The sequence below is a fragment of the Flavivirga jejuensis genome (genome assembly GCF_030540765.1).
Taxonomy (GTDB): domain Bacteria; phylum Bacteroidota; class Bacteroidia; order Flavobacteriales; family Flavobacteriaceae; genus Flavivirga; species Flavivirga jejuensis.
Genome location: NZ_JAUOEL010000004.1, coordinates 500,847 through 522,350, shown reverse-complemented (window position 1 = coordinate 522,350; position 21,504 = coordinate 500,847). Strand labels below are relative to the sequence as shown.

The following is a 21,504-nucleotide window of genomic DNA, read 5'->3' as shown; positions in this document are numbered from 1 at the left end:
TTTAATTTGAGCGCACAGAAAATACGCTTAAAAAAAACAAAAGACACCGCTTCCATAGGTCGATTAGCAAGCCATGATGCTAAACAAGCTTTTTTAGGTGTTAAACATGCTTTTACCAGACCTTTTTATTGGAAAAAGAAAGATTTTAAAACTTTAGGAGCTATAACTTTAGGACTTTTTGCGCTTTCTTCTATAGACGATGAAAGTAGTGCTTTCTTAATTCGTCAAGAACCAAATGTACCAAACATATTTCAAGAAGCTGGTACTCGGTTTGGAAGCCCGCAAGTCTATTTTATTGCAAATGCTGGATTGTATGGTTTTGGATTATTTACAAAAAATGAAACGATTAGAAAAACAAGTGTATTAATTATTTCATCTTCGTTCACTACAGGACTCATACAAAGCTTTAGCAAAACTGCTTTTGGTAGAGCTCGTCCAGAGAATGGTTATAAAAGTACAGAATTTAGGTTTTGGTCAAATGAACCTGAATTTCATTCATTCCCATCTGGACATACTGTTTTATCTATAACCATGGCTCATGCCATTGCTAAACAGTTTGATAACACCTGGTCTAAAGTTGGGGTATATACATTGGGCTCAGTAGCTCCCATTTCAAGATTATTTGCTGGTGCTCATTGGCTCACAGACATTGCCTTAGGTACTGCCTTAAGTATTGTTGTTGTTGACTCTGTAGATAAATTTCTATTCAATACTAAAGCTTATGATTATCCCGTGAAAAAAAAGAATCGTATTTCATGGAAACTTAACTTTACAGGAAATAAAATTGGCGTTGTTGGTGTATTTTAACTGTTTGTGTTTTTAACAACATATTCAACTTTTAAAAACAAATCGTCAAATAATAATTTTGAAGAATAAATGATAAAAATCTAAAAAGCTAATTTAATATTAAATTAGCCTTTTTTAGATCCTTACTATTAATGATAAATTTATATCATTCTATAAAAAAGTAATTAATAATTTGTTTGATGCTGCATTTAACATTTCTTGTGATGTCATGTTGTCTCCTCCTGCCCAACTACTAATCCGAGCGCCAACACTAACACTTCTAGTCGCTGTAGCACCCAAGAAACTCGCAGCGTATACTTTTACCTTTACCGTGTAAACTCCAGCATTGAGGGTGATAGCATGCGAAAATGTAGAATTATTCATTAAAAGTCTAAAACTATTTCCTCCTGGGTTGTGAACCATCGGCAAGTAATTAGACGATCTAACATCATTAGCGCCGTTAATTTCAAGGATGGTAAACATTTGAGCAAAGCCAGAAGTCGTTGAAGCTAATGTTTGACCAGTAAACAAGGTCCAATCTATTTTAATGGTTTCATCTTCTAAAAGTGTAAACGTAGAATTTAAGTCTGGTACATCAAGCCATTGTTTATCATTTGTTGTATCAATCACCAAAGAGTTACTAGAAACAATAACGGTAGGTATTGTTGAATTGTCCGTCTTATTTAAACACTCCCAATTAGGCGCAAAAGGAGGGCCAATATTTACAGATGTACACTTATTGGTTAAATCATATACCATAAGCCCAGTTGCAGGGTTAAGGATATTATTTTTCTGATTATTGGTAAGTCGTGGAATCAGTAGACCCTTATCTGTACTTTCTACATCCATAACCGATGAGCCATCAGGCGTTGTAGTTCCAATACCAACTTGAGCATAAGTAATAGAAATAAAGCAATATAAGATAAAGCTTAGAGTAGGTTTTTTCATTATAAATATCATTTAGGGTTATAAGTCGAACAATTATAAATAAAAAAAAAAAACAGAACAACAAACTCATAGTAAATACGTTAAAATGCATCCATTCGTCTAACACTATAAATTTTACAGAAAAACAAAGGAAATTAAAGCATTTTTTAAACGTATTTACTTATTAAAAATAAGATATAAATCGTACAAAAATTCACAATAAGACCTTATAAAACAAATAGTTAACATAAATTCATTTTTATATAACAATATAATTTTGTATCTTTAAAAGACACCTATATACTTTCAACGATGATAGATTCAAGTTATATAAAAATATTTACTGGAGACCTTATAATTGTTCAACGTATTGTTAATCAGTTAGAAATTGTTAACATTAACCCTATTGTTAAAGATCCAACCGAATCTGCTCGTTTAGCTGGTTTTGGTGGCGGTATTGTACCTGGTTTTCAAGAAGTTTTTGTAAATAAAGATGAGCTCGACAAAGCTGTTCCTATTATTGAAAGTATAACTGCTGAATTAAAATCGTAAAACAGAATACAAAATAAGTTTTATCTTACATTATTTATGTAAAACTCCAGATAAGACTATGTATGCTCTTGTTATAAACTATAGATTGTTACACGGTAACAGCATACATTTTATTACGCAATTCTTTAATTTTAGGATCTTGCATGTATTCATCAAACGTCGTGTATCTATCAATAACTCCGTTAGGTGTTAACTCTACAACTCTATTAGCAACAGTTTGCGCAAATTCATGATCGTGTGTCGTGAATAAAATAGTGCCTTTAAAGTTTTTAAGTGAATTATTAAAAGCTGTTATACTCTCTAAATCTAAATGATTTGTAGGCTCATCTAATTGAAGTACATTAGCTCTTGTCATCATCATTCTAGATAGCATACAACGTACCTTTTCTCCTCCAGATAATACAGAAGATTTCTTAAATGCTTCCTCCCCACTAAAAATCATTTTCCCTAAAAAGCCACGGATATTAACTTCTTCCCTTTCTTCTTCTGTTTGCGCCCATTGACGTAACCAATCAATCAAAGTTAAGTCATTATCAAAAAACGCACTGTTATCTAATGGTAAATAAGATTGTGTTGTAGTTATACCCCAAGCAAACTTACCTGCATCTGCCTTTTCTTTATTATTTAATATTTGATAAAACGCCGATGTTGCTCTAGAATCTCTTGAGAAAACGACTATTTTATCTCCTTTTGTTAAATTTAAATCGATCTCTTTAAATAATGTCTCTCCATCTGCAGATGCCGCTAAACCTTCAATATTTAAAATCTGATCTCCTGCTTCCCTATCACGCTCAAAAATAATGGCAGGATAGCGTCGAGATGTTGGTTTTATATCATTAATATTTAACTTATCAATCATTTTTTTTCTACTGGTAGCTTGTTTACTTTTTGCTACGTTAGCAGAAAAACGTCTGATAAATTCTTCTAATTCTTTTTTCTTTTCTTCTGCCTTTTTATTTTGCTGTGCACGTTGACGCGCAGCTAACTGAGACGATTCGTACCAAAAAGTGTAGTTTCCTGAAAAGTGGTTTATTTTCCCAAAATCAATATCAGAAATATGAGTACATACCGCATCTAAAAAGTGACGGTCATGCGATACAACAATAACACAATTATCATAGTTTGCTAAGAAATTTTCGAGCCATGAAATGGTTTCATAATCTAAATCATTTGTTGGCTCATCCATAATTAAAACATCTGGGTTACCAAATAGTGCTTGTGCTAATAAAACACGCACTTTTTGTTTACCATCCAAATCACTCATTAAAGTATAATGAAATTCTTCCTTAATACCTAAATTAGACAACATAGCAGCTGCATTACTATCGGCATTCCATCCATCCATTTCTTCAAACTTTACTTGAAGCTCCCCTATTTTATCGGCATTTTCATCCGTATAATCTGCATAAAGAGCATCCATTTCAGATTTAATCTTAAACAAAGGCTTATTCCCCATTAAAATGGTTTCTAAAACGGTATGGGCATCATATAAATTATGATTCTGTTCTAAAACAGACATACGTTTTCCAGATTCTAAAGAAACATGTCCAGATGTTGGATCTTGCTTACCAGAAAGTATCTTTAAAAATGTTGACTTCCCCGAGCCATTGGCACCAATAATTCCGTAACAATTACCATTATTAAAGGTTGTATTTACTTCATCAAAAAGAACACGTTTTCCAAATTGAACTGAAAGATTTGATACTGATAGCATAAAAGTTGTTTTAATTTACTCAGAAATTTTATTATAATAAATCTTGATAGACTTACATATTGATAAGGGTACTCCTTGACATACACCTTGATTGTAAGTTTTTGCAAAAGTAGAAAATTCAAATGGTACAAAACAACTTAGCTTGTTTATTTTTAAACAAAAAAGGGCATTTTTTTTAGCTATAATAATTTTTAACAACGCATTAACAGCTCTTTATAAATACAACGCATATTTTTGTATAGTAATACGTATTTAATTGAATACAATTAGGGGGATTTTATGAAATTATACTTTTCAATAATATTAGCAATATTAGCTCTTTCGGCCTGCAAACAAGATACGAGTGAAGCGGACATTAATTACGCGTATATTGGTGGTGAAATTATTAATCCAACCACTAATTATGTAGTATTATTAAAGTCTGAGGCTACTATTGATACTATTATGCTTGACGGTAGAAATAGGTTTTTATATAAAATCAATGATTTAAAAAAAGGCTTATATTCATTTAGTCATGGTTATGAATTTCAAATGATATTATTAGAACCTAAAGATAGTGTTCTTTTTAGGTTGAATACTTTGGAGTTTGATGAATCACTTGTTTTTACTGGTAAAGGCGCTAAAAAAAACAATTATTTAATAAATGGTTTTTTAGAAAATGAAGTTGAAGAAAAATATATTTTTAAGCTTTGCCAATTAACCCCATCTATTTATCAAAAACGTATAGATTCTTTAAAAGCTGTAAAGGTTAAAAATTTGAAGGCTTTCAAAAAAAAGTATGAGACGTCTCCTCTATTTGAAAAAATAGCACAAGTAAATATAGATTTTAGCTACTATTCCAGTAAAGAGGTATATCCATTTGTACATTATGGTAAAAACAAAAGAGCTATTTTAAAATCACTTCCAAAAGATTTTTATGACTATAGAAAGGATATAGATTATAATAGTAACTTTTCTAGTAATTATCATAAATACAATAAATTTTTAAGGTACAGTTTTAGTAATATGGCTTTAAGAGAGCATAATCTACATTCTAATAGTAAGCATTTTAACAGAAATTCGTTATGCTATAATTTAGACAGATTAAAGCTTATTGATAGCTTATTAACAAACGTTGCTATTAAAAATGATTTACTTTATGAGTTAGCAATAAATTATATATCAAAAAACGAAAATATAGAAAATAACAATACTATTTTAAAATCTTATTTAAGCAAAAGCGAAAGTAAAAAAGGCAAAAAGAAGATGATAAGCTTCACAAAATCGCTAAACAGGTTAAAAAATGGTTCCAAACTCCCCAATGTTAAACTTGTTGATTATAATAATGTAGAATTTGATATTAGTACTATTATAGACGCTCCTTCGGTTATAAGCTTTTGGTCTCACACCTATCATGAGCATTTTAAGGACAGTCATAAACAAATCAAAGAATTAAAAAACAAGTATCCTGAAGTCGCATTCATTACTATTAATGTTGATAATTACGGATTAGAAAAATCGAGAAAATCATTAAAAATAAATAGATTTATTTTTGAAAACGAATATGTACTTAAAGATTCAAAAGAAGCTAAAAAAACTTTAGCTATTCACCCCATAACAAAAACAATCATTGTAGATAAAAACAGTAGAATAGTAAATAATAATACAAATGTTTTTTCTGTAAAATTCGAGAATCAGCTTTTGGGATTAATTAATAACTAAAGTATACGTTTTAGAAGTATTATCAGAGCATAGTCTCCCATTAATTCTATCATTTCCATAGGTATTATAATGAGGTACAACCTCTAAATAAGCTCTAATAACAAAACTTCCAGATGCTTTCGGTATTCCTTTAAAAACAACTTCTCTATGTCTGTTATAGTAAACATCTATTCCTTCTGGAAGTCTGCCTGAAATATCAAAATAATAGTCATAATCATTATCATTCGCTTCATTCTTAATTTCAGCAGAAATAGTTTCAGAATAATATGCATCAACAAGTCCTACTGCTAAGGTTTTATTATGCAATTCTGGTCTTACATTAATAACACAATCTAATACATCTTCACAGCCACTAAAAGAAAAAAAGGAAACTAGAAGAATTACAAATACATACTGCTTCATCGGTTTTAATTTTGAAACAGTAATATCAAATAATATGCCGAAAATATTTTTAAATCCGTATGAGCCATTATACTGCGAAAATGAAGAGTGAAAATACCATGAAATTTAGAGTTTTATTAATTTCAACAGAATTAAGTTTACTCTAATTTCTTTTAGTGCATGACAAAAATTATCAAATACTTTTAATGTTTAGGTACAACCTGCTTAGCACTTTACAAAGCCAAAAGCATGGCAGGTTTCAAATCTATATATGTTTGACAAACTGAAAGTCTGATTCGTGTTTATTTAACCTACAGAAATCCTCAAACACAAGAAACTCAGTTCGTATCTTAATAATATTTAAGAGCGCTTGTTAAAGCTTATAATGATTCATTAAGAGTTTTTCATAAACCTTATCTGGTAATAGTCTTTTTAAAACAATTGAGAATTTTTGCATAAACTCTCCAACCTTATAATGTACTTTCGGATTACCTGTATTTATAATGTTATGCACAGCTTCTGCCATTAAGTTTGGATTACTGCCATTATCAACATGCTCGTCCATTAAACTTAATGTATCTCCATATGGCTTTTTATAAGGGGATGTTTCAAGAAGTGGTGCATGATAGCGCCCCGCTGCTATATTTGTTGCAAAATCACCAGGAGCAACATTGGTCATTTTAATATTAAAATCTTTAAGTTCCATTCTAAAAGCTTCAGTTAAAAGCTCTAAAGCTCCTTTACTTGCACTATAAACACCTCGATATGGTAATCCCATATAACCTGCAATAGAAGTTATATTTATAATTAACCCAGATTGTTGCTCACGCATTTGTGGCAATACAGCTTTAATAACATTAATAGGTCCAAAAAAATTAGTATCAAAATTATTTTTAATTTCAGCTTCTGGTATTTCTTCAATAGGTCCAGTAATACCAGCTCCAGCATTATTTATAACAACATCTAACCTCCCCTCCTTTTCTATAATAGTACTCACCGTTTTTAATATGGTGTTGTTTTCCTTAACATCTAATGCTAAAATAGGAAACTTACTCTCTTTATACTTCTCAGGATTTCTACTAGTACCATAAACTACAAAGTTTTTTTGGATTAAATATTCTCCAATAGATTTTCCGATTCCTGAGGAACCGCCTGTAATTAAAACAACTTTACACATATTTTTAAAATAATTGAAGGGTTAAAAATACAAATAAAAAAATTCTTAAAACAGACCAGATTATTATCAATATTGATAAATGGAGACAACCTACTTACTCGTTGTATTTAGGCTATTCCTTATATCCTATAAATCGTAATTTAAGATACTTTTAACACAAATAGCATAAGGTTAATTTTCAAAAACAGTGTATTAAGCTTATATATTACCTAATGGTATATCTAAATTTATATTTATGAAGAAAATCACTTTACTATTTAGTCTCATTTTGCTAAGCAACTATTCTTCTTTTGGACAAGAGGTTAGCCCAGAGATACCAACACCTAATTATCAATTAGCATCAAAGTTTTCACCAAAAAAAATTAGTAAACTTGTACATTCTACTTCTGTTACACCTAATTGGTTAAAAAACGGAAATCGCTTTTGGTATCAATATAAAACGACTGAAGGTTCTAACTACTACATCGTAGATGCCGATAAGCGCACTAGAACAAAATTATTTGACAATGCGAAAATGGCTAAATGGTTATCAGAAATAACTAAAGACCCCTATGATGCAAAACACTTACCACGTTTTAATTTTAAGTTTGTTAAAAACGAAACAGCGATTAGATTTAGAGTAACTTCCAAAGAGAAAGTTGAAGTTGTTGATGAGAAAAAGGAAACCTTAAAAACGAAAGACACGACTTCTATTAAACAAAAGACTAAAAAGAAGACTCCTAAAATGACGAATAAGGTTTATCATTTTGAATATAAATTAGGTGGTAATGGTTTAACCATAATCGACAATAAAAAAGAAAATAGAAAATGGAAAGCATGGGCGAACATATCCCCAGATAGCACCATTGTTCTATTCTCTAAAAACTTCAATTTGTATTGGATGGATAAAGAGAATTTCTTAAAAGCGTTAAAAAACGAAAAAGACTCAACTATTGTCGAAAACCAATGGACTAAAGATGGTGTGGAACATTTTGGATATGGATCTGAGAGTAGAGGCGAAAACAACGAAACTAAAGATAAGAAAAAGGGCGAACGTAAAAATATTCATGGGTTTTGGTCTCATGACTCTAAAAAGTTTGTATTTCAAAAAACTGATTCCAGACATATAAAAGATTTATGGGTAATTAACTCGATTTCCAAAAAACGTCCAACTTTAGAAACTTATAAATACCATATGGCTGGCGAAAAAGAATATTATAAAAGAGAGATTCTTATTTTCGATATAGCATCTAAAGAAGTCAATAAAGTTAAACTAGATACTACTGTACAACAAGACTTATTTATTTATAGAGCTCCAAGAAAAAAATCTAGTTGGTCTGATGAATTTAAACCATCGTTATTACTTTCTAAAAAAGGAAAGATTTACTTCAATACTACAAGTAGAGATAAGAAAAAAATAAATATTTGTGTTGCCGATATTAATACAGGAGACGTAAAAACATTAATTAAAGAAGCACTAAACACTTATGTTGAAGTTAAGCCTTTAGTGTTATTAAACAACGAACAAGAGCTACTACATTGGTCTGAACGCGATGGTTGGGCACATTTTTATCTTTACGATAATAATGGAACATTAAAACATCAGGTAACAAGCGGAGAATATCATGTTAATAAATATACTAATTTTGATGAAAAAGAACGCGTTTTATATTTTACAGCAAATGGTGTTACCAAAAACCAAGACCCATATTATGAGCATTTATTTAGAATTAACTTAAACGGAACAGGCTTAAAAAACATAAATCCTGGTAACTATAATACAAGTACAAGTATGTCTGACTCTAACAAATACTTTGTTAGCAACTACTCTAGAGTGAATACCGTTCCTAAATCTGAATTACGTAGTAGTACAGGCGCTGTTATTATGAATCTTGAAGAAGCTGATTTATCACAATTAATGGCTACTGGGTATAAATTCCCCGAACCTTTTAAAATGAAAGCGGATGATGGTATTACAGATATTTATGGTGTTATGTATAAACCTTTTGATTTTGATAAAACGAAAACTTACCCCCTATTAGAATATGTATACCCAGGACCTTGGACTGAATATGTAAACAAATCATTTTCGGTTAAAATGGATAAATTGGATCGTATGGCACAGGTAGGTTTTATTGTAGTTACCTTGGGTAATAGAGGCGGACACCCAGCACGATCGAAATGGTATCATAATTACGGTTATGGTAATCTAAGAGATTATGCATTAGCAGATAAAAAGTATGTAGCCGAACAACTTGCTGATCAACACTCATATATAGACATTAATAAAGTGGGGATTTATGGGCACTCAGGTGGCGGGTCTATGTCTACTACTGCCATGTTAGTTTATCCAGATTTCTTCAAAGTAGCGGTATCTTCGGCTGGAAATCATGATAATTCTATATACAATAGTTGGTGGAGTGAAACCCATCATGGTATTCAAGAAGAAAAAGATGCATATGGAAACAGCAAATACAAATATGCTATTGATAATAACCAATCATTGGCTGGAAACTTAAAAGGACAATTGATGCTTATAACTGGCGACATAGATAATAATGTACACCCAGGAGCCACTATTAGAATGGCGAATGCATTAATTAAAGCAAATAAGCGTTTTGATTTTATGCTCATGCCAGGGAAACGTCATGGTTTTGGAAATATGAATGAATATTGGTTTTGGTTAAAAGCAGACCATTTTAGCAAACACTTTCTAGGTAAAAAGGCTATGAGTGTTGATATAACAGAAATGAATAGAGATAAACCTTTGAAGAATTAATATTTTTAGAATAGGGTTCTGTTATATAAACGTGAATTCGAAGTAAATTAAAAAAACAAATAATTTATATTATTGATATATAGTGTTTTGTCAATGTAGACAGAGCGAAGCATGTGTGAGGTCGTCTAAAAATTACTTTTTAGACGACCTCTTTTTCTATCACTCACTTTATTATTTATAGTCTGGTTAAAAACAGCAGCTAGTCTGTCTTCCTTAAACGTATAGGTTAAACCTTTAGTAGATCTACCCCTACTTGCTTTTATTTATAAAGAAGATTGATTGTTATTAGCCACCATATATATACTTACATATCACCTTTGTTTTCTTTCTTACCTATAGATGCTATATAATTTTGCATATATTCAATTAAATGCTTGCGCACATTATATTTCAGTGGAATTTCAAAACGAGAAAACCAACCAGACCTAACACTAGATTTTACCATATCAAACTCCTCTGCTACTTTTTCAAAAAAATCTTCTTTATTAGATTTATTTATTTTACTAAAAAGCTGCTTAATATGGTCTATGTCATTAATATCTCTCATAATGCTTTTTTAATGTTTTTTATGTTTTCACTTAGGAACGTACAGGTTTTCGCAAATCCATGTATAAGACAGTTGCTGAACTAAATAGCTGTCATCACTTTTTCCCGAAAACCATTAAACACTAAATGAACTATTCTGTTTTTCTTACTCTGTAGGTCTTTATGTATTAATAATACTTTACTAGTAATTTAATCTCATTTGTTGTTTTACAAGATTTTACAACATATATTTGTTGTAGTATCGCAAATAACACATCGCATACAAATGTACGAGTATTTTTACTCATTTACAATAATTACAGAGTAATTTTACTCAACAAATTAATAACAACACCCCCTAGATAACACATAGTCAATTATTTTTCAACATGTTAGACATTAAAAAAGAAAGAGAAAAATTAGACATGACTCAGAAAGAGTTAGCAGATCTTCTTGGTGTCACCAGAAAGACTATAGTAAATTACGAAGGAGGGAGTAATATTCCTGAAAGTAAAGAAAAAATTTTTAAGCGCTTACTGAATAATCACTATGCTCAAAAAAAAGCCAGTTATAATATCGATAACGCAACCCATCGATTTAATGAACCAAAAAAGCATAGGAAATTAGAACAAAAGGAAATAGACTTCATCACATGGGGCTTTGAGAATAACTTTGATCAATTAATGACTCATAAGCCATTTAAAAAAGAGTTTTTATATAGAAATTCAGAATATTCAGACTCTCTTACTCCTAAAAAATCGAAGCAATAACCTATTTAAGTATAGTATTCTTTTTTTGTCCATACTCATTATCTCCTCTGCAAAATAATTTCTTCAGTAATCTCTTCACATTTTTTCAAATTCTTAGTTATAAAATACCAAGGTTATTTTGAGATATTTTACATGTACCATATCATACACCCACAACAATAAATGTGGAAAATTCTGTAAATCATCTCTAAAATTTAACCATAAGTATACTTAAATAAATTTATTTTACATATATATATAATTTTACCCACCCGAAATTTTGTTGTTGTTGTTGTAGTTATACATATTAGAAATTAAAAAAATGCGGAAATATATAATTGGATTATTTTTTACAATAGTTCCTATTTCATTATCTCTATATCATATTGGAATTAATCATGGAGAAAACAACAAAAATGTAGAATACCTCGAAAAGGACAAACGATATGATTCACTAAAAAAAAATGTGTTAAAGTTTAAAGATTCAATAGCAAAACTTAACACAACTATAAGTTCTCTTAAGAGTAAAAATAATAATGATTCTGAGGCAAAAAAGAATTACACTATTTTAGTTATTAATAATGAACCAGATAAATATAGATTGATATATTGGTTACAACACTAATAAAACAAAAGGAAATACTCTAAAATATCAAAACTAAATCACTCCTATGGACTGGAAGTCCATAGGTTCGTTTTGGCAGACTGAAAGTCTGCTTCGTGAAATATGGTAAAACTGAATTCGTGTGAATTCGTGAAATTCGTGTCAAAAGTTTTTAGAAGCTGAAAGCGACATGCATTAAAGTACATAGTTTTAACTCCATTTGAGACCAATAAAAAGGGATCAAGGTTTTAACTAACTTATATATTGGTTTTTGCAATTCTTTACAAAATCTTATCAAACACCACAAACCCTACAAAAACAAAAAGCCTCACTATGTCTAGTGAAGCTTTTTGTGAGCACTGAAGGATTCGTATTCTATAGTGTTGAAATCTTATTTATAAAATTCTATCTGTTATAAAACGTTCTTCTAGTTCAGGAAGTTTGTGTTGTTTTTTAGGATCAAAACTTTCTTTATGAAAATTAATGATTTCTATACATGCATCATCTTCTGGAGTTGGATCATCAATATCTTCTTCAAAAGTACCTCCAAGAACCATATAATCTCTTCTGGGAAAAATATATCCATGACCACTATATAAATAAGGTAAGTCCTGGGCTTTTAAAAGTGCTAACTGACCTTTTATTGGTTTCATTTTTTCATCATTAAAAATAGCTTTTGCACCATAACCAGAACAATTAATAACGATTTCTTCGGGTAAGTCTAACACATCCTGAACATTTAAAAACGTTTTTTCAATAAGTTTAGAGCGACCTGTTATTGTATTTCTCACTACTTCATCAAGTAATCTTTTTAGAAAAATATAAGGTTCAATCAATAAAGTTTCGTACGAATAGCCTTCCATATCATGTCCTTCAAAAGGAAGTCGGCTATAATACTTAGGCTCAGGAATAATATCTTTAGGAACCAATTCGAATGATCCCTTATTGTTACGTACATAATTCGTTCTTCTTGAAACACCATATTCATCTCCTATTTGACTTTCAAACATTCTAAACGATCTTCTTAAAATTCTATGAAATCTCTCTATATCTTTTTCTTCAAAAGAAACGGTGGAGGGATTCCATTGTCCCCCAGCGACATCTGAAGTAGTCCCAGGTGGAGTTTTTTTAGTATAAATCGAGACATGATGCCCTAAATGAAGCAAGCGAATTGCAACTGTTAAGCCCATAATGCCACAGCCCATAATAGCTATATTAGTTTTATTGGTATACGAATCAAGTCCAACAAGCAAGTCTTCAACTTCTAAGGCACAGCCCCAACTTAAGGTTACCCCTGCTCCTCCATGACCATAATTATGTATAATTAATTTTTCGTTAATCTGCTCTTTTTCTAAACGGTAAGTTTCTTCCCTATAAGGCCTTATTCCAGCAATAAATTTTGAATCGTTTGGTGTAAAATCAAAATTGGGTGAAGGTAGGTTAATTTTCATTGTATTTAAATTTAATATTTAGTGATTGCTTACATAAATATAAGAAAAAACACAAATAAATTCAAAGTAATAGTTTACAATATTCTTGCTCATTAAAAATGACATACCCCTCTCTTCAGCTATCACCTTGAGACACAAGAAGTCAATATATATCAGGTACAGAAAAGTTTATCCCTGCACAAATGGGTGGGGTATTTAGTTTGTGTGTGAAAGCGTGAGGTGTTTTAAGGTAGGGGTGCGTATACACTATATTAAAGTGAAGGTATTTTTTATAAAAAATTCAGAAAATAATATATTTATGTAACCCAAACTGGCATCTATACCCCTTATAGTCCAAAACATCCTTCTAAGATACGTTTTCATCCCTTAAAAATAAGTTTAATTTCATATACTAATAGTAACAGCTATAGGGGGTAAGACCGAAAACCCGTAAAATAGAGTAGGTCATTAATATTAAATACCTACATTATGAAAACAAAACTTTTCAAAATCATTTTACCAGCCTTCGCATTTATACTTGCTATTACGGCTTCGTTTGCGTTTACTTCTTCTAAAGAAGATATAGAGAGTCAACAATATGCTACTAGTGGTTATATTCAAACCAATCTTTTTGGTTCTCCTGAATGTCATCCTGTTTTTCTATTTCCAGATGAGTATTGCACTACTAATTTTGCCCCATTCTTGTGTACTATTTATTATTTTGGTCAACAAGAACAAGTATATCAACATAGATTAGATATTACGACTTGTATAGTTCCTATGTGGAGATATCTTGAATAAAAATTTATAAGAAAAGCTATCTGTCTTTATTATTTTCATTAGGAAAAGAGGTTTTTTGGGATTAACAACTAGTAGTTTTTGGATCCACTTTATAATTCAATAAAATTTTAGTAAAAAGGCATAAAAACAAAAAAGCCTCACTATTTCTAGTGAAGCTTTTCGTGAGCCCTGAAGGATTCGAACCTTCGACCGCCTCCTTAGAAGGGAGGTGCTCTATCCAGCTGAGCTAAGAGCCCTCAAAGAAAACATTTTTGTTTTCTGGTGTGCAAATATAAAATTAACTACATACCTAGCAAAAGAAAAGTTCATAATTTTTATCATAAAATCATAATATTCTAAAAACCTTGTAAATAGCATGGATTATTCATTTATAAATAGACTTATTGAATTAAAACATAACAAAAAAGCACCATATAAAATGGTACTTTCGTAATGTATTATTCATTTAACTACCAAAACAAGCTATATAAAACCGTTAAGATAATCATAACTGCAAACGATCCAATATTAAATAATGGCGATGTTTTAAATAGTTCTTTTGTAAGAGGAATAGCTTTAGGGTCATCCGCACCTTTGTTTTGCATATTACTTAATACCGCTATAATTAACATCGTTAACAATGTCGTTATACCCATTTGGTGCATCCATGGCTCAAATACTGGGATAGGTAAAAATTTAAGAGCTAATGCAATTGGAATAGATAAAATAGCTCCCCAAATAGCTGCATTGTTTGTTGTTTTTTTCCAGAATAAACCTAAAATAAACACGGCTAATATTCCTGGACTTACAACACCTGTATATTCTTGAATGAATTGAAATGCCTGATCTATACCTCCTAAAAGAGGCGCTACAATTACAGCGATTAATAAAGCTATGGCAGCAGAAATACGTCCAACATTCACTGTCGTTTTATCATCAGCATCTTTATTAATATATTGCTTATAGATATCCATAGTAAATATAGTCGATGTAGAATTTAACATAGACGCTAAAGAAGATACTATAGCAGCAGCTAAAGCAGCAAAAGCAACACCTTTAAGTCCTGTTGGTAAAAACTGTAACAACCATGGATATGCTTTATCAGCTTGATCGGTTGTAGGCACATTTAACATACCAGCTTCACCTAAATTAGCCATAATTGACGGATCATTAACCATCACATAAGCAGCAATTCCTGGAACAACAACTACTACAGGAATGATCAGTTTTAAAAAAGCAGCCAATAAAATTCCTTTTTGAGATTCTTTTAAAGATTTTGCTGCCAAAGTTCTTTGTATTATATATTGATTGAAACCCCAGTAATATAAATTAGCGACCCATAAACCGCCTACTAATACCCAAATACCAGGTAAGTTCACATAATTATCATTTGTTTCTTCAAGTATCATATGGAATTTCTCTGGAGCAGTTTCAACAACTTTGGAGAAACCAGCTAAAACGCCTTCTCCTCCAGACACCGTATTCAATGCTAAATATGTAGTAACCAAACCACCTAATACTAAAAATACAACTTGTATCACATCGGTCCAAGCAACAGCAGATAATCCTCCATATAAAGAATAAGCAGCAGCAAATAATGCCAGACCTATAATAGCATACACCATATCAATTCCCATGATCGTCTCAATAGCCAAGCCACCTAAATATAAAACAGATGCCAGATTCACAAAAATGTAAAGAGCTAACCAAAATACAGCCAGGATCGTTTTTAAATTCGTTGAAAATCGTTTTTCAACAAATTCAGGAATTGTGTAAAGGCCTTTTTCAATAAATATGGGTAAGAAATATTTACCAACAATAATTAAAGTCAAAGCAGCCATCCACTCATAAGATGCGATAGCAAGCCCTAGAGCAAATCCAGATCCAGACATCCCAATAAATTGTTCTGCCGATATATTTGCTGCAATTAGAGACGTACCAATCGCCCACCACGGTAAAGATTTACTTGCTAAGAAATAATCTTCTGCATTTTTTTGATGACCATCTTTATCTCTAGATACCCATAACCCTACTCCTAAAATTAAAATGGCATAAGCTATAAAGACTACATAGTCCCACATTTCGAATCCTGCTGTCATAGTAAAATAATTTAGTTTAAATTAGTAAATTAAGACTCAAATATAAAAATTAAATTTAAGATTAATGCAAGTTTAGCACAAAAAAACCAAACTAGTAGGGTCTAGTAGTTTTTTTAAAAAATAAATGATACATTTGTAGTCGTTTATGATAAAGATCAAAAAAGCAATAGGAATTCCAAAGTATAAGCAAATAATCAATTCAATTGAAGATGCTATACTATCTGGCACTTTAAAAAAAGGGGATCAAATCCCTTCCATTAATAGTATTAAAGACACCCATAAACTGTCAAGAGACACTGTTTTAATGGCTTTTAACGAGTTAAAAAACAGAGGGATTATTCAATCTATTGTCGGAAAAGGCTATTACATTACTAGCGAGGATGTCAATGTAACTCAAAAAATATTTTTACTTTTTGATGAGCTAAATTCTTTTAAAGAAGACCTGTATAATTCCTTTTTAGAAAACTTAAAAGGTAATATTCAAGTAGATATTTTTTTCCATCATTTCAATGAAACCATTTTTAGCAAGTTAATTAATGACAATGTTGGCAACTACAATTACTATGTAATCATGCCAGCAAACTTAACAAACACAAATAAACACATACAAAAATTACCAAAAGATAAAGTCTATATTTTAGATCAAATACACGAAGATTTATTAGAATACGCTGCCATTTATCAAGATTTTGAAAAAGCAATATTTAATAACCTTAACAAAGCTTTGCATCTCATTAAGAACTATAAAAAGATGATTTTAATCTTTTCTGAAGACAAACAACCACAAGGCATGCTAAAAGGTTTTAATCGATTTTGCAAAAAAAACAAAATACCTTTTGAAGTTATAAACTCACTAACAGATAGGGATTTAGAAAAAGGAGAACTATATATAATGCCCGACGACAAAAGCTTACTTCAAATTATTAAAGAAATGAAAAGTAAAAACCTATCATTGGCTAAAGACATTGGAGTTATCTCATACAACGACACCTTGCTTAAAGAAATTGTTGAAGGCGGCATTACCACCATTTCTACAGATTTTAATATGATGGGACAGCGTTTAGCAGACATGATATTAAATAAAGAACAAATTAAAATAGAGAATTATAACCATTTAATTATCAGGAATTCATTATAAAAATTAAATCAAAAAACAGTGTACAAAATCAATCACAATAACACGTTAAACATTTTAGAGATTGAAAACTCCCTAAACAATGTGTATGGAAAAATCCACCTTAACTCTGGAGCTAGTTTACAAGAGTTAACATTAAATGGACATGCTATTATAAAAGACCTATCGCCTTTAACCTACGCCAATACCTATGCTTCTTCAATCTTATTTCCTTTTGCAAATAGGATTAAAGACGGAGCATATACTTTTAACTGTAAAGATTTTCAATTTGAAATCAATCAAAAAGAAGAAAACAATGCCTTGCATGGATTGGTTTACAACAAAACATTTCAAATTATAGACCAAGAAACCAGTAATGATTCAGCATCTATTTTGTTAGAATATAATGAAACCGAATTCTCTACAGGCTTTCCTTACACATATACTATTCAGTTAAAATATATTTTTACTTCAACCAACTTAAGCCTAGACGTATCTGTAAAAAACACAGACACTAAAGAGTTTCCTTTTACTTTAGGATGGCACCCCTATTTTTCAAGCGCCGATTTATTTAATAGTTCACTAGATTTTAATAGCAGCAAAAAAATAGTTTTAGACGAAAAAAATATAGCGACTGATATTGAAGATTTCGAATTAGAAAATGTTTTCAATATTGAAGACAAACAATTGGATGATTGCTGGATTTTAGATTCAAACAAAGTCACTTTCCATACACCTAAATATCGATTAATAATTGAATCTTCTGCAGAGGATAATTTTCTACAAGCTTACACGCCCCCTAAACCAAATACTATTGCTATTGAGCCTACAACAGGTGTTTCAAACAGTTTTAATAATAATATAGGATTAGAAATTTTAGATGCGAATGATACTTATAATATTAACTGGAACATAAAAATAAATAGCAACTTTAACTAATAGCAACAAATGAGTACCACATTAATAAACGATGTAAAAACAACATTCATAAATACATTTAAAACCGAGCCAATTCTTATTTTCTCTCCAGGTCGAATTAATATTATTGGAGAACATACAGATTATAATGATGGCTTTGTGTTTCCTGCAGCAGTAGATAAAGGCATTGCAGCTGCTATCCAAAAAAGTGATTCAAATATATCTACAGCATATGCTTTAAACAAGGAAAGTCGCATAGAATTTGAATTAGATAAATTAAAACCATCAGCCGAGGGCAGTTGGGAAAATTACATCTTTGGTGTTGTTGCCGAAATTCAAAATAAAAACAAAGTCGTAGGTAATTTTAATATTGTCTTTAAAGGTGATATTCCAGGAGGCGCAGGCATGTCATCATCTGCAGCATTAGAAAACAGTGTTGTATTTGGTCTAAATGAGTTATTTAATTTAGGATTAACTCAACATGAAATGATTTTAATATCCCAAAAAGCAGAGCATAATTATGTGGGTGTAAAATGTGGAATCATGGATCAATATGCCAGTATGTTTGGTATTAAAGACAATGCTTTACTACTAGATTGTAGAACTGTAGAATCTAAACCCTATAAGATAGATTTTAAAAATCATCAACTCATGCTAATTAACACGAACGTCAAGCATAGTTTATCTGATAGTGCCTATAATGACAGACGTTCTGCCTGCGAAAGCATTGCTGAATTACTCGGAATAAAAGCATTAAGAGATACTACTGAAGCCGATTTAGAAGCTATAAAAGACAAAGTAACCCCAGAAAATTATCAAAAAGCATTGTATGTTATTCAAGAAAACAATAGAGCTATAAAAGCGTCAAAAGCTATTGAAAATAACGATTTAGATACCTTAGGAAGCTTAATTTTTAAATCGCACCAAGGTTTACAACATCAATACAAAGTAAGCTGTGATGAATTAGATTTTTTAGTAGATCAGGCAAAAGCAAACAAGCATGTTTTAGGTGCTAGAATGATGGGAGGTGGATTTGGTGGTTGCACCATTAATCTAATAGCAAAAAGTGAAGCCAAAGCCTTTGGAGAAACAGCATCTATAGCATATAAAAATAAATTTAACAAAGCGTGTTCCGTATACTTCATAAAATTATCTGAAGGCACACACCTAGTTAAATAATCAATAACAATTTCTTTAAAATGAATCATACAGATTTACAGGACTATTCACATAAACGCTTAAATATACTTACTGGCGAGTGGGTTTTAGTATCCCCACACCGTGCAAAACGTCCTTGGCAAGGACAAAATGAAGCCGTATCGAATGACGTTAGACCTGCTTACGATGAAACATGCTACCTATGTGCAGGAAATACTAGAATTAATGGAGAAATCAATCCAAAATATCAAGATGTATTTGTTTTCACTAACGATTTTGCTGCCTTACAAAAAGATTCTAAATCTTTTTCGGTTGAAGATGGTTTATTAGTAGCCGAAAGCGAAACAGGAATATGCAAAGTTATTTGCTTCAGTCCAGATCACTCAAAAAGCTTAGCAGACATGGATGCTAAAGATATCCAAAAAGTGGTTTTCGCATGGCAAAGAGAATTCAAAGAACTTTCAGAAAACCCCCATATAAATTACGTTCAAATATTTGAAAACAAAGGCGCTGTAATGGGTTGTAGCAATCCGCATCCACACGGACAAATCTGGAGCCAGTCTACCCTTCCAAATGAAGTTGATAAAAAAAACACACGGCAACTCGCTTATTACAACAAAAATAACAGCAGTCTTTTAGGAGATTATTTAACTCAGGAATTAGAAAAGCAAGAACGCATTATTTTTGAAAATGATTCATGTGTTGTTTTAATTCCGTTTTGGGCAGTATGGCCGTTTGAAGCTATGATTGTTCCTAAAAAACAACAATCAAATATTCTAGAACTAAATAATACCGAAGCTTTAGATTATGCCGAAGCCATTTCGGTACTAACAAAAGCATACGACAAATTATTTAATACATCCTTTCCTTATTCCAGCGGTATACACCAGGCACCAACCAATGGAAACGATAATAAACACTGGCATTGGCACATGAGTTTTTATCCCCCTTTATTAAGAAGTGCCACAGTAAAGAAATTTATGGTAGGTTATGAAATGTTTGGATCTCCGCAACGAGATATCACTCCTGAAATTGCTGCAAAAATGATTAAAGCACAAATTTAACCACCATCAATTGATTGATAGCAAATATTGTTTAAAAAACCTGATGTTACCCATCAGGTTTTTTTATATCTCATGTTAAGAGTTTATTAAAACCGTTGTTAAAATATCTTAATTATCAATAATTCAGATTATAAAATACGTTAATTTGAAAAACGTTAACCAATAAAAAAATCTTGAAACTGATTATCCTTTAGGCAATCCCAAGAGGCGAAGAATTTTAGATTAAAACAAAAATGAAATACCTCATTTTTATTCTTGTACCATTTTCGATGCTTTCTCAAAATATAACAGGAAAAGTATACGATAACGATACTACAGTAAAAGGAATAGATGTCTTTAACCTTAGCAAACAAACTAAAACGTATACAGATAATTATGGTAACTTTACTATTAAAGCGAGTATAGGCGACACCCTTTCATTTCATTCCATATTCCATAATAAAAAAATCGTAGAACTTACTAAAACCGATTTTAACCATATTATTGTTATTGAATTAAGAAAAACTATAAATAGACTTAATGAGATTTTAATACAGAATAATATAAGACCTAAAACATTTACCCCCGTTCAAGTACAAAACACGCTTGAAGAGCAAACCAAAGAAGATATAAAGAGAAATCCGCATAAATATGGATCTTCTTCAAAATACGGACTTGATATTGTTAGAGTAGCCACATTAATTGGTAAGATTTTTAAAAAGAATAAAACAAAAAACGCTGCTACAGTTCCTATCTCGTATAAAGATCTGGATTCGTTATTTTCCAATAATACATTTTTTAATGAAGCATTACTTATTAATGATCTAGCAATTCATAAAGACTATAAACACCTCTTTTTTGAATATTGTGGCACCAAAAACTTAAATAAAGAATTACTCACAAATAAAAATGACATAATTCTTTTAGACAGCCTAGTAACCTATAGCAAAGCATTTTTAAAAATAATTGAAGAATCTAAAAAAAAGTAGTCCTTTATTTATTTTTTCGATTAAAATAAAGCATATCATACTAAATCATTGTTTCAAAAGTTATATTTTTAGCCTCTAATAGGCTTTTAATTTATACAT

At 30.8% G+C, this 21,504-nt stretch carries 19 protein-coding genes and 1 tRNA gene; 12 read left to right on the top strand and 8 right to left on the bottom strand.

Features of this window, described 5'->3' with window-relative positions; all coding sequences use genetic code 11:
• Positions 1-6: 6 nt before the first annotated feature.
• Positions 7-807, top strand: coding sequence for a phosphatase PAP2 family protein (locus tag Q4Q40_RS13815; protein ID WP_303302452.1), 801 nt, complete (start codon positions 7-9; stop codon positions 805-807).
• Positions 808-957: 150 nt separating this feature from the next.
• Here the strand turns inward: Q4Q40_RS13815 and Q4Q40_RS13810 are convergent, their stop codons facing one another.
• Complete coding sequence (locus Q4Q40_RS13810; protein WP_303302451.1) at positions 958-1,734, bottom strand: phage tail-like protein; 777 nt, start codon at positions 1,732-1,734, stop codon at positions 958-960.
• Between the two features lie 291 nt (positions 1,735-2,025).
• Here Q4Q40_RS13810 and Q4Q40_RS13805 point away from each other — a divergent pair, with 291 nt between their 5' ends.
• Positions 2,026-2,265 carry a putative signal transducing protein gene (locus Q4Q40_RS13805; protein ID WP_303302450.1) on the top strand — a complete coding sequence of 80 codons (240 nt, stop codon included), beginning with the start codon at positions 2,026-2,028 and terminating at the stop codon, positions 2,263-2,265.
• An 88-nt stretch (positions 2,266-2,353) separates the two neighbouring features.
• Here Q4Q40_RS13805 and Q4Q40_RS13800 read toward each other — a convergent pair whose 3' ends face one another.
• The gene (locus Q4Q40_RS13800; protein WP_303302449.1) at positions 2,354-3,979 is read right to left on the bottom strand and encodes an ABC-F family ATP-binding cassette domain-containing protein; all 1,626 of its coding nucleotides are present in this window, start codon (positions 3,977-3,979) and stop codon (positions 2,354-2,356) included.
• Positions 3,980-4,258: 279 nt separating this feature from the next.
• On the opposite strand from Q4Q40_RS13800, the gene Q4Q40_RS13795 reads away from it, so the two are divergent.
• Complete coding sequence (locus Q4Q40_RS13795) at positions 4,259-5,680, top strand: TlpA family protein disulfide reductase (RefSeq protein ID WP_303302448.1); 1,422 nt, start codon at positions 4,259-4,261, stop codon at positions 5,678-5,680.
• On the opposite strand, the gene Q4Q40_RS13790 is transcribed toward Q4Q40_RS13795, so the two are convergent.
• Together Q4Q40_RS13790 and Q4Q40_RS13785 are read right to left on the bottom strand one after the other, a co-directional pair.
• Entirely contained in the window at positions 5,666-6,082 is a 417-nt protein-coding gene (locus tag Q4Q40_RS13790) for a hypothetical protein (protein WP_303302447.1), read from the bottom strand. The two genes, Q4Q40_RS13795 and Q4Q40_RS13790, sit on opposite strands and share 15 nt — an antisense overlap.
• A 352-nt stretch (positions 6,083-6,434) precedes the next feature.
• Positions 6,435-7,238: an SDR family oxidoreductase gene (locus Q4Q40_RS13785; RefSeq protein WP_303302446.1), complete on the bottom strand. Its 804-nt coding sequence runs from the start codon at positions 7,236-7,238 to the stop codon at positions 6,435-6,437.
• A gap of 235 nt (positions 7,239-7,473) precedes the next feature.
• On the opposite strand from Q4Q40_RS13785, the gene Q4Q40_RS13780 reads away from it, so the two are divergent.
• Positions 7,474-9,996, top strand: a complete 2,523-nt coding sequence (locus Q4Q40_RS13780; protein WP_303302445.1) for a S9 family peptidase — start codon at positions 7,474-7,476, stop codon at positions 9,994-9,996.
• 304 nt (positions 9,997-10,300) lie between these two features.
• Here the strand turns inward: Q4Q40_RS13780 and Q4Q40_RS13775 are convergent, their stop codons facing one another.
• Entirely contained in the window at positions 10,301-10,543 is a 243-nt protein-coding gene (locus Q4Q40_RS13775) for a hypothetical protein (protein WP_303302444.1), read from the bottom strand.
• 367 nt (positions 10,544-10,910) lie between these two features.
• Here Q4Q40_RS13775 and Q4Q40_RS13770 point away from each other — a divergent pair, with 367 nt between their 5' ends.
• Both Q4Q40_RS13770 and Q4Q40_RS13765 read left to right on the top strand, forming a co-directional pair.
• Positions 10,911-11,291 carry a helix-turn-helix transcriptional regulator gene (locus Q4Q40_RS13770; protein ID WP_303302443.1) on the top strand — a complete coding sequence of 127 codons (381 nt, stop codon included), beginning with the start codon at positions 10,911-10,913 and terminating at the stop codon, positions 11,289-11,291.
• Between the two features lie 301 nt (positions 11,292-11,592).
• Complete coding sequence (locus Q4Q40_RS13765) at positions 11,593-11,895, top strand: hypothetical protein (RefSeq protein ID WP_303302442.1); 303 nt, start codon at positions 11,593-11,595, stop codon at positions 11,893-11,895.
• A 374-nt stretch (positions 11,896-12,269) separates the two neighbouring features.
• Here the strand turns inward: Q4Q40_RS13765 and Q4Q40_RS13760 are convergent, their stop codons facing one another.
• On the bottom strand, positions 12,270-13,325 hold the full coding sequence (locus tag Q4Q40_RS13760) for an FAD-dependent oxidoreductase (RefSeq protein ID WP_303302441.1): 1,056 nt from the start codon (positions 13,323-13,325) through the stop codon (positions 12,270-12,272).
• 468 nt (positions 13,326-13,793) lie between these two features.
• Between Q4Q40_RS13760 and Q4Q40_RS13755 the strand changes: the two genes are divergently transcribed.
• The gene (locus Q4Q40_RS13755) at positions 13,794-14,105 is read left to right on the top strand and encodes a DUF6520 family protein (RefSeq protein WP_303302440.1); all 312 of its coding nucleotides are present in this window, start codon (positions 13,794-13,796) and stop codon (positions 14,103-14,105) included.
• A 162-nt stretch (positions 14,106-14,267) separates the two neighbouring features.
• Here the strand turns inward: Q4Q40_RS13755 and Q4Q40_RS13750 are convergent.
• Both Q4Q40_RS13750 and Q4Q40_RS13745 read right to left on the bottom strand, forming a co-directional pair.
• Positions 14,268-14,341: transfer RNA gene (locus Q4Q40_RS13750), tRNA-Arg, on the bottom strand.
• 213 nt (positions 14,342-14,554) lie between these two features.
• Positions 14,555-16,183, bottom strand: a complete 1,629-nt coding sequence (locus Q4Q40_RS13745) for a sodium/sugar symporter (protein ID WP_303302439.1) — start codon at positions 16,181-16,183, stop codon at positions 14,555-14,557.
• 145 nt (positions 16,184-16,328) lie between these two features.
• Between Q4Q40_RS13745 and Q4Q40_RS13740 the strand changes: the two genes are divergently transcribed.
• The 5 genes from Q4Q40_RS13740 to Q4Q40_RS13720 all read left to right on the top strand — a co-directional run bounded on the left by Q4Q40_RS13740 (position 16,329) and on the right by Q4Q40_RS13720 (position 21,405).
• Complete coding sequence (locus Q4Q40_RS13740; RefSeq protein WP_303302438.1) at positions 16,329-17,321, top strand: GntR family transcriptional regulator; 993 nt, start codon at positions 16,329-16,331, stop codon at positions 17,319-17,321.
• Positions 17,322-17,339: 18 nt separating this feature from the next.
• Positions 17,340-18,236, top strand: coding sequence for an aldose 1-epimerase (locus Q4Q40_RS13735; protein ID WP_303302437.1), 897 nt, complete (start codon positions 17,340-17,342; stop codon positions 18,234-18,236).
• A 9-nt stretch (positions 18,237-18,245) separates the two neighbouring features.
• Complete coding sequence (gene galK / locus Q4Q40_RS13730; RefSeq protein ID WP_303302436.1) at positions 18,246-19,394, top strand: galactokinase; 1,149 nt, start codon at positions 18,246-18,248, stop codon at positions 19,392-19,394.
• Positions 19,395-19,414: 20 nt separating this feature from the next.
• On the top strand, positions 19,415-20,437 hold the full coding sequence (locus tag Q4Q40_RS13725) for a UDP-glucose--hexose-1-phosphate uridylyltransferase (protein WP_303302435.1): 1,023 nt from the start codon (positions 19,415-19,417) through the stop codon (positions 20,435-20,437).
• Between the two features lie 233 nt (positions 20,438-20,670).
• On the top strand, positions 20,671-21,405 hold the full coding sequence (locus Q4Q40_RS13720; RefSeq protein WP_303302434.1) for a carboxypeptidase-like regulatory domain-containing protein: 735 nt from the start codon (positions 20,671-20,673) through the stop codon (positions 21,403-21,405).
• Positions 21,406-21,504 lie beyond the last annotated feature (99 nt).

What these genes read in the sequence shown, in the direction of transcription:
- Q4Q40_RS13810 (WP_303302451.1), bottom strand. Translation starts at nt 1,734, where the DNA reads ATGAAAAAACCTACTCTAAGCTTTATCTTATATTGCTTTATTTCTATT.
- Q4Q40_RS13805 (WP_303302450.1), top strand. Translation starts at nt 2,026, where the DNA reads ATGATAGATTCAAGTTATATAAAAATATTTACTGGAGACCTTATAATT.
- Q4Q40_RS13800 (WP_303302449.1), bottom strand. Translation starts at nt 3,979, where the DNA reads ATGCTATCAGTATCAAATCTTTCAGTTCAATTTGGAAAACGTGTTCTT.
- Q4Q40_RS13795 (WP_303302448.1), top strand. Translation starts at nt 4,259, where the DNA reads ATGAAATTATACTTTTCAATAATATTAGCAATATTAGCTCTTTCGGCC.
- Q4Q40_RS13790 (WP_303302447.1), bottom strand. Translation starts at nt 6,082, where the DNA reads ATGAAGCAGTATGTATTTGTAATTCTTCTAGTTTCCTTTTTTTCTTTT.
- Q4Q40_RS13785 (WP_303302446.1), bottom strand. Translation starts at nt 7,238, where the DNA reads ATGTGTAAAGTTGTTTTAATTACAGGCGGTTCCTCAGGAATCGGAAAA.
- Q4Q40_RS13780 (WP_303302445.1), top strand. Translation starts at nt 7,474, where the DNA reads ATGAAGAAAATCACTTTACTATTTAGTCTCATTTTGCTAAGCAACTAT.
- Q4Q40_RS13775 (WP_303302444.1), bottom strand. Translation starts at nt 10,543, where the DNA reads ATGAGAGATATTAATGACATAGACCATATTAAGCAGCTTTTTAGTAAA.
- Q4Q40_RS13770 (WP_303302443.1), top strand. Translation starts at nt 10,911, where the DNA reads ATGTTAGACATTAAAAAAGAAAGAGAAAAATTAGACATGACTCAGAAA.
- Q4Q40_RS13765 (WP_303302442.1), top strand. Translation starts at nt 11,593, where the DNA reads ATGCGGAAATATATAATTGGATTATTTTTTACAATAGTTCCTATTTCA.
- Q4Q40_RS13760 (WP_303302441.1), bottom strand. Translation starts at nt 13,325, where the DNA reads ATGAAAATTAACCTACCTTCACCCAATTTTGATTTTACACCAAACGAT.
- Q4Q40_RS13755 (WP_303302440.1), top strand. Translation starts at nt 13,794, where the DNA reads ATGAAAACAAAACTTTTCAAAATCATTTTACCAGCCTTCGCATTTATA.
- Q4Q40_RS13745 (WP_303302439.1), bottom strand. Translation starts at nt 16,183, where the DNA reads ATGACAGCAGGATTCGAAATGTGGGACTATGTAGTCTTTATAGCTTAT.
- Q4Q40_RS13740 (WP_303302438.1), top strand. Translation starts at nt 16,329, where the DNA reads ATGATAAAGATCAAAAAAGCAATAGGAATTCCAAAGTATAAGCAAATA.
- galK (WP_303302436.1), top strand. Translation starts at nt 18,246, where the DNA reads ATGAGTACCACATTAATAAACGATGTAAAAACAACATTCATAAATACA.
- Q4Q40_RS13725 (WP_303302435.1), top strand. Translation starts at nt 19,415, where the DNA reads ATGAATCATACAGATTTACAGGACTATTCACATAAACGCTTAAATATA.
- Q4Q40_RS13720 (WP_303302434.1), top strand. Translation starts at nt 20,671, where the DNA reads ATGAAATACCTCATTTTTATTCTTGTACCATTTTCGATGCTTTCTCAA.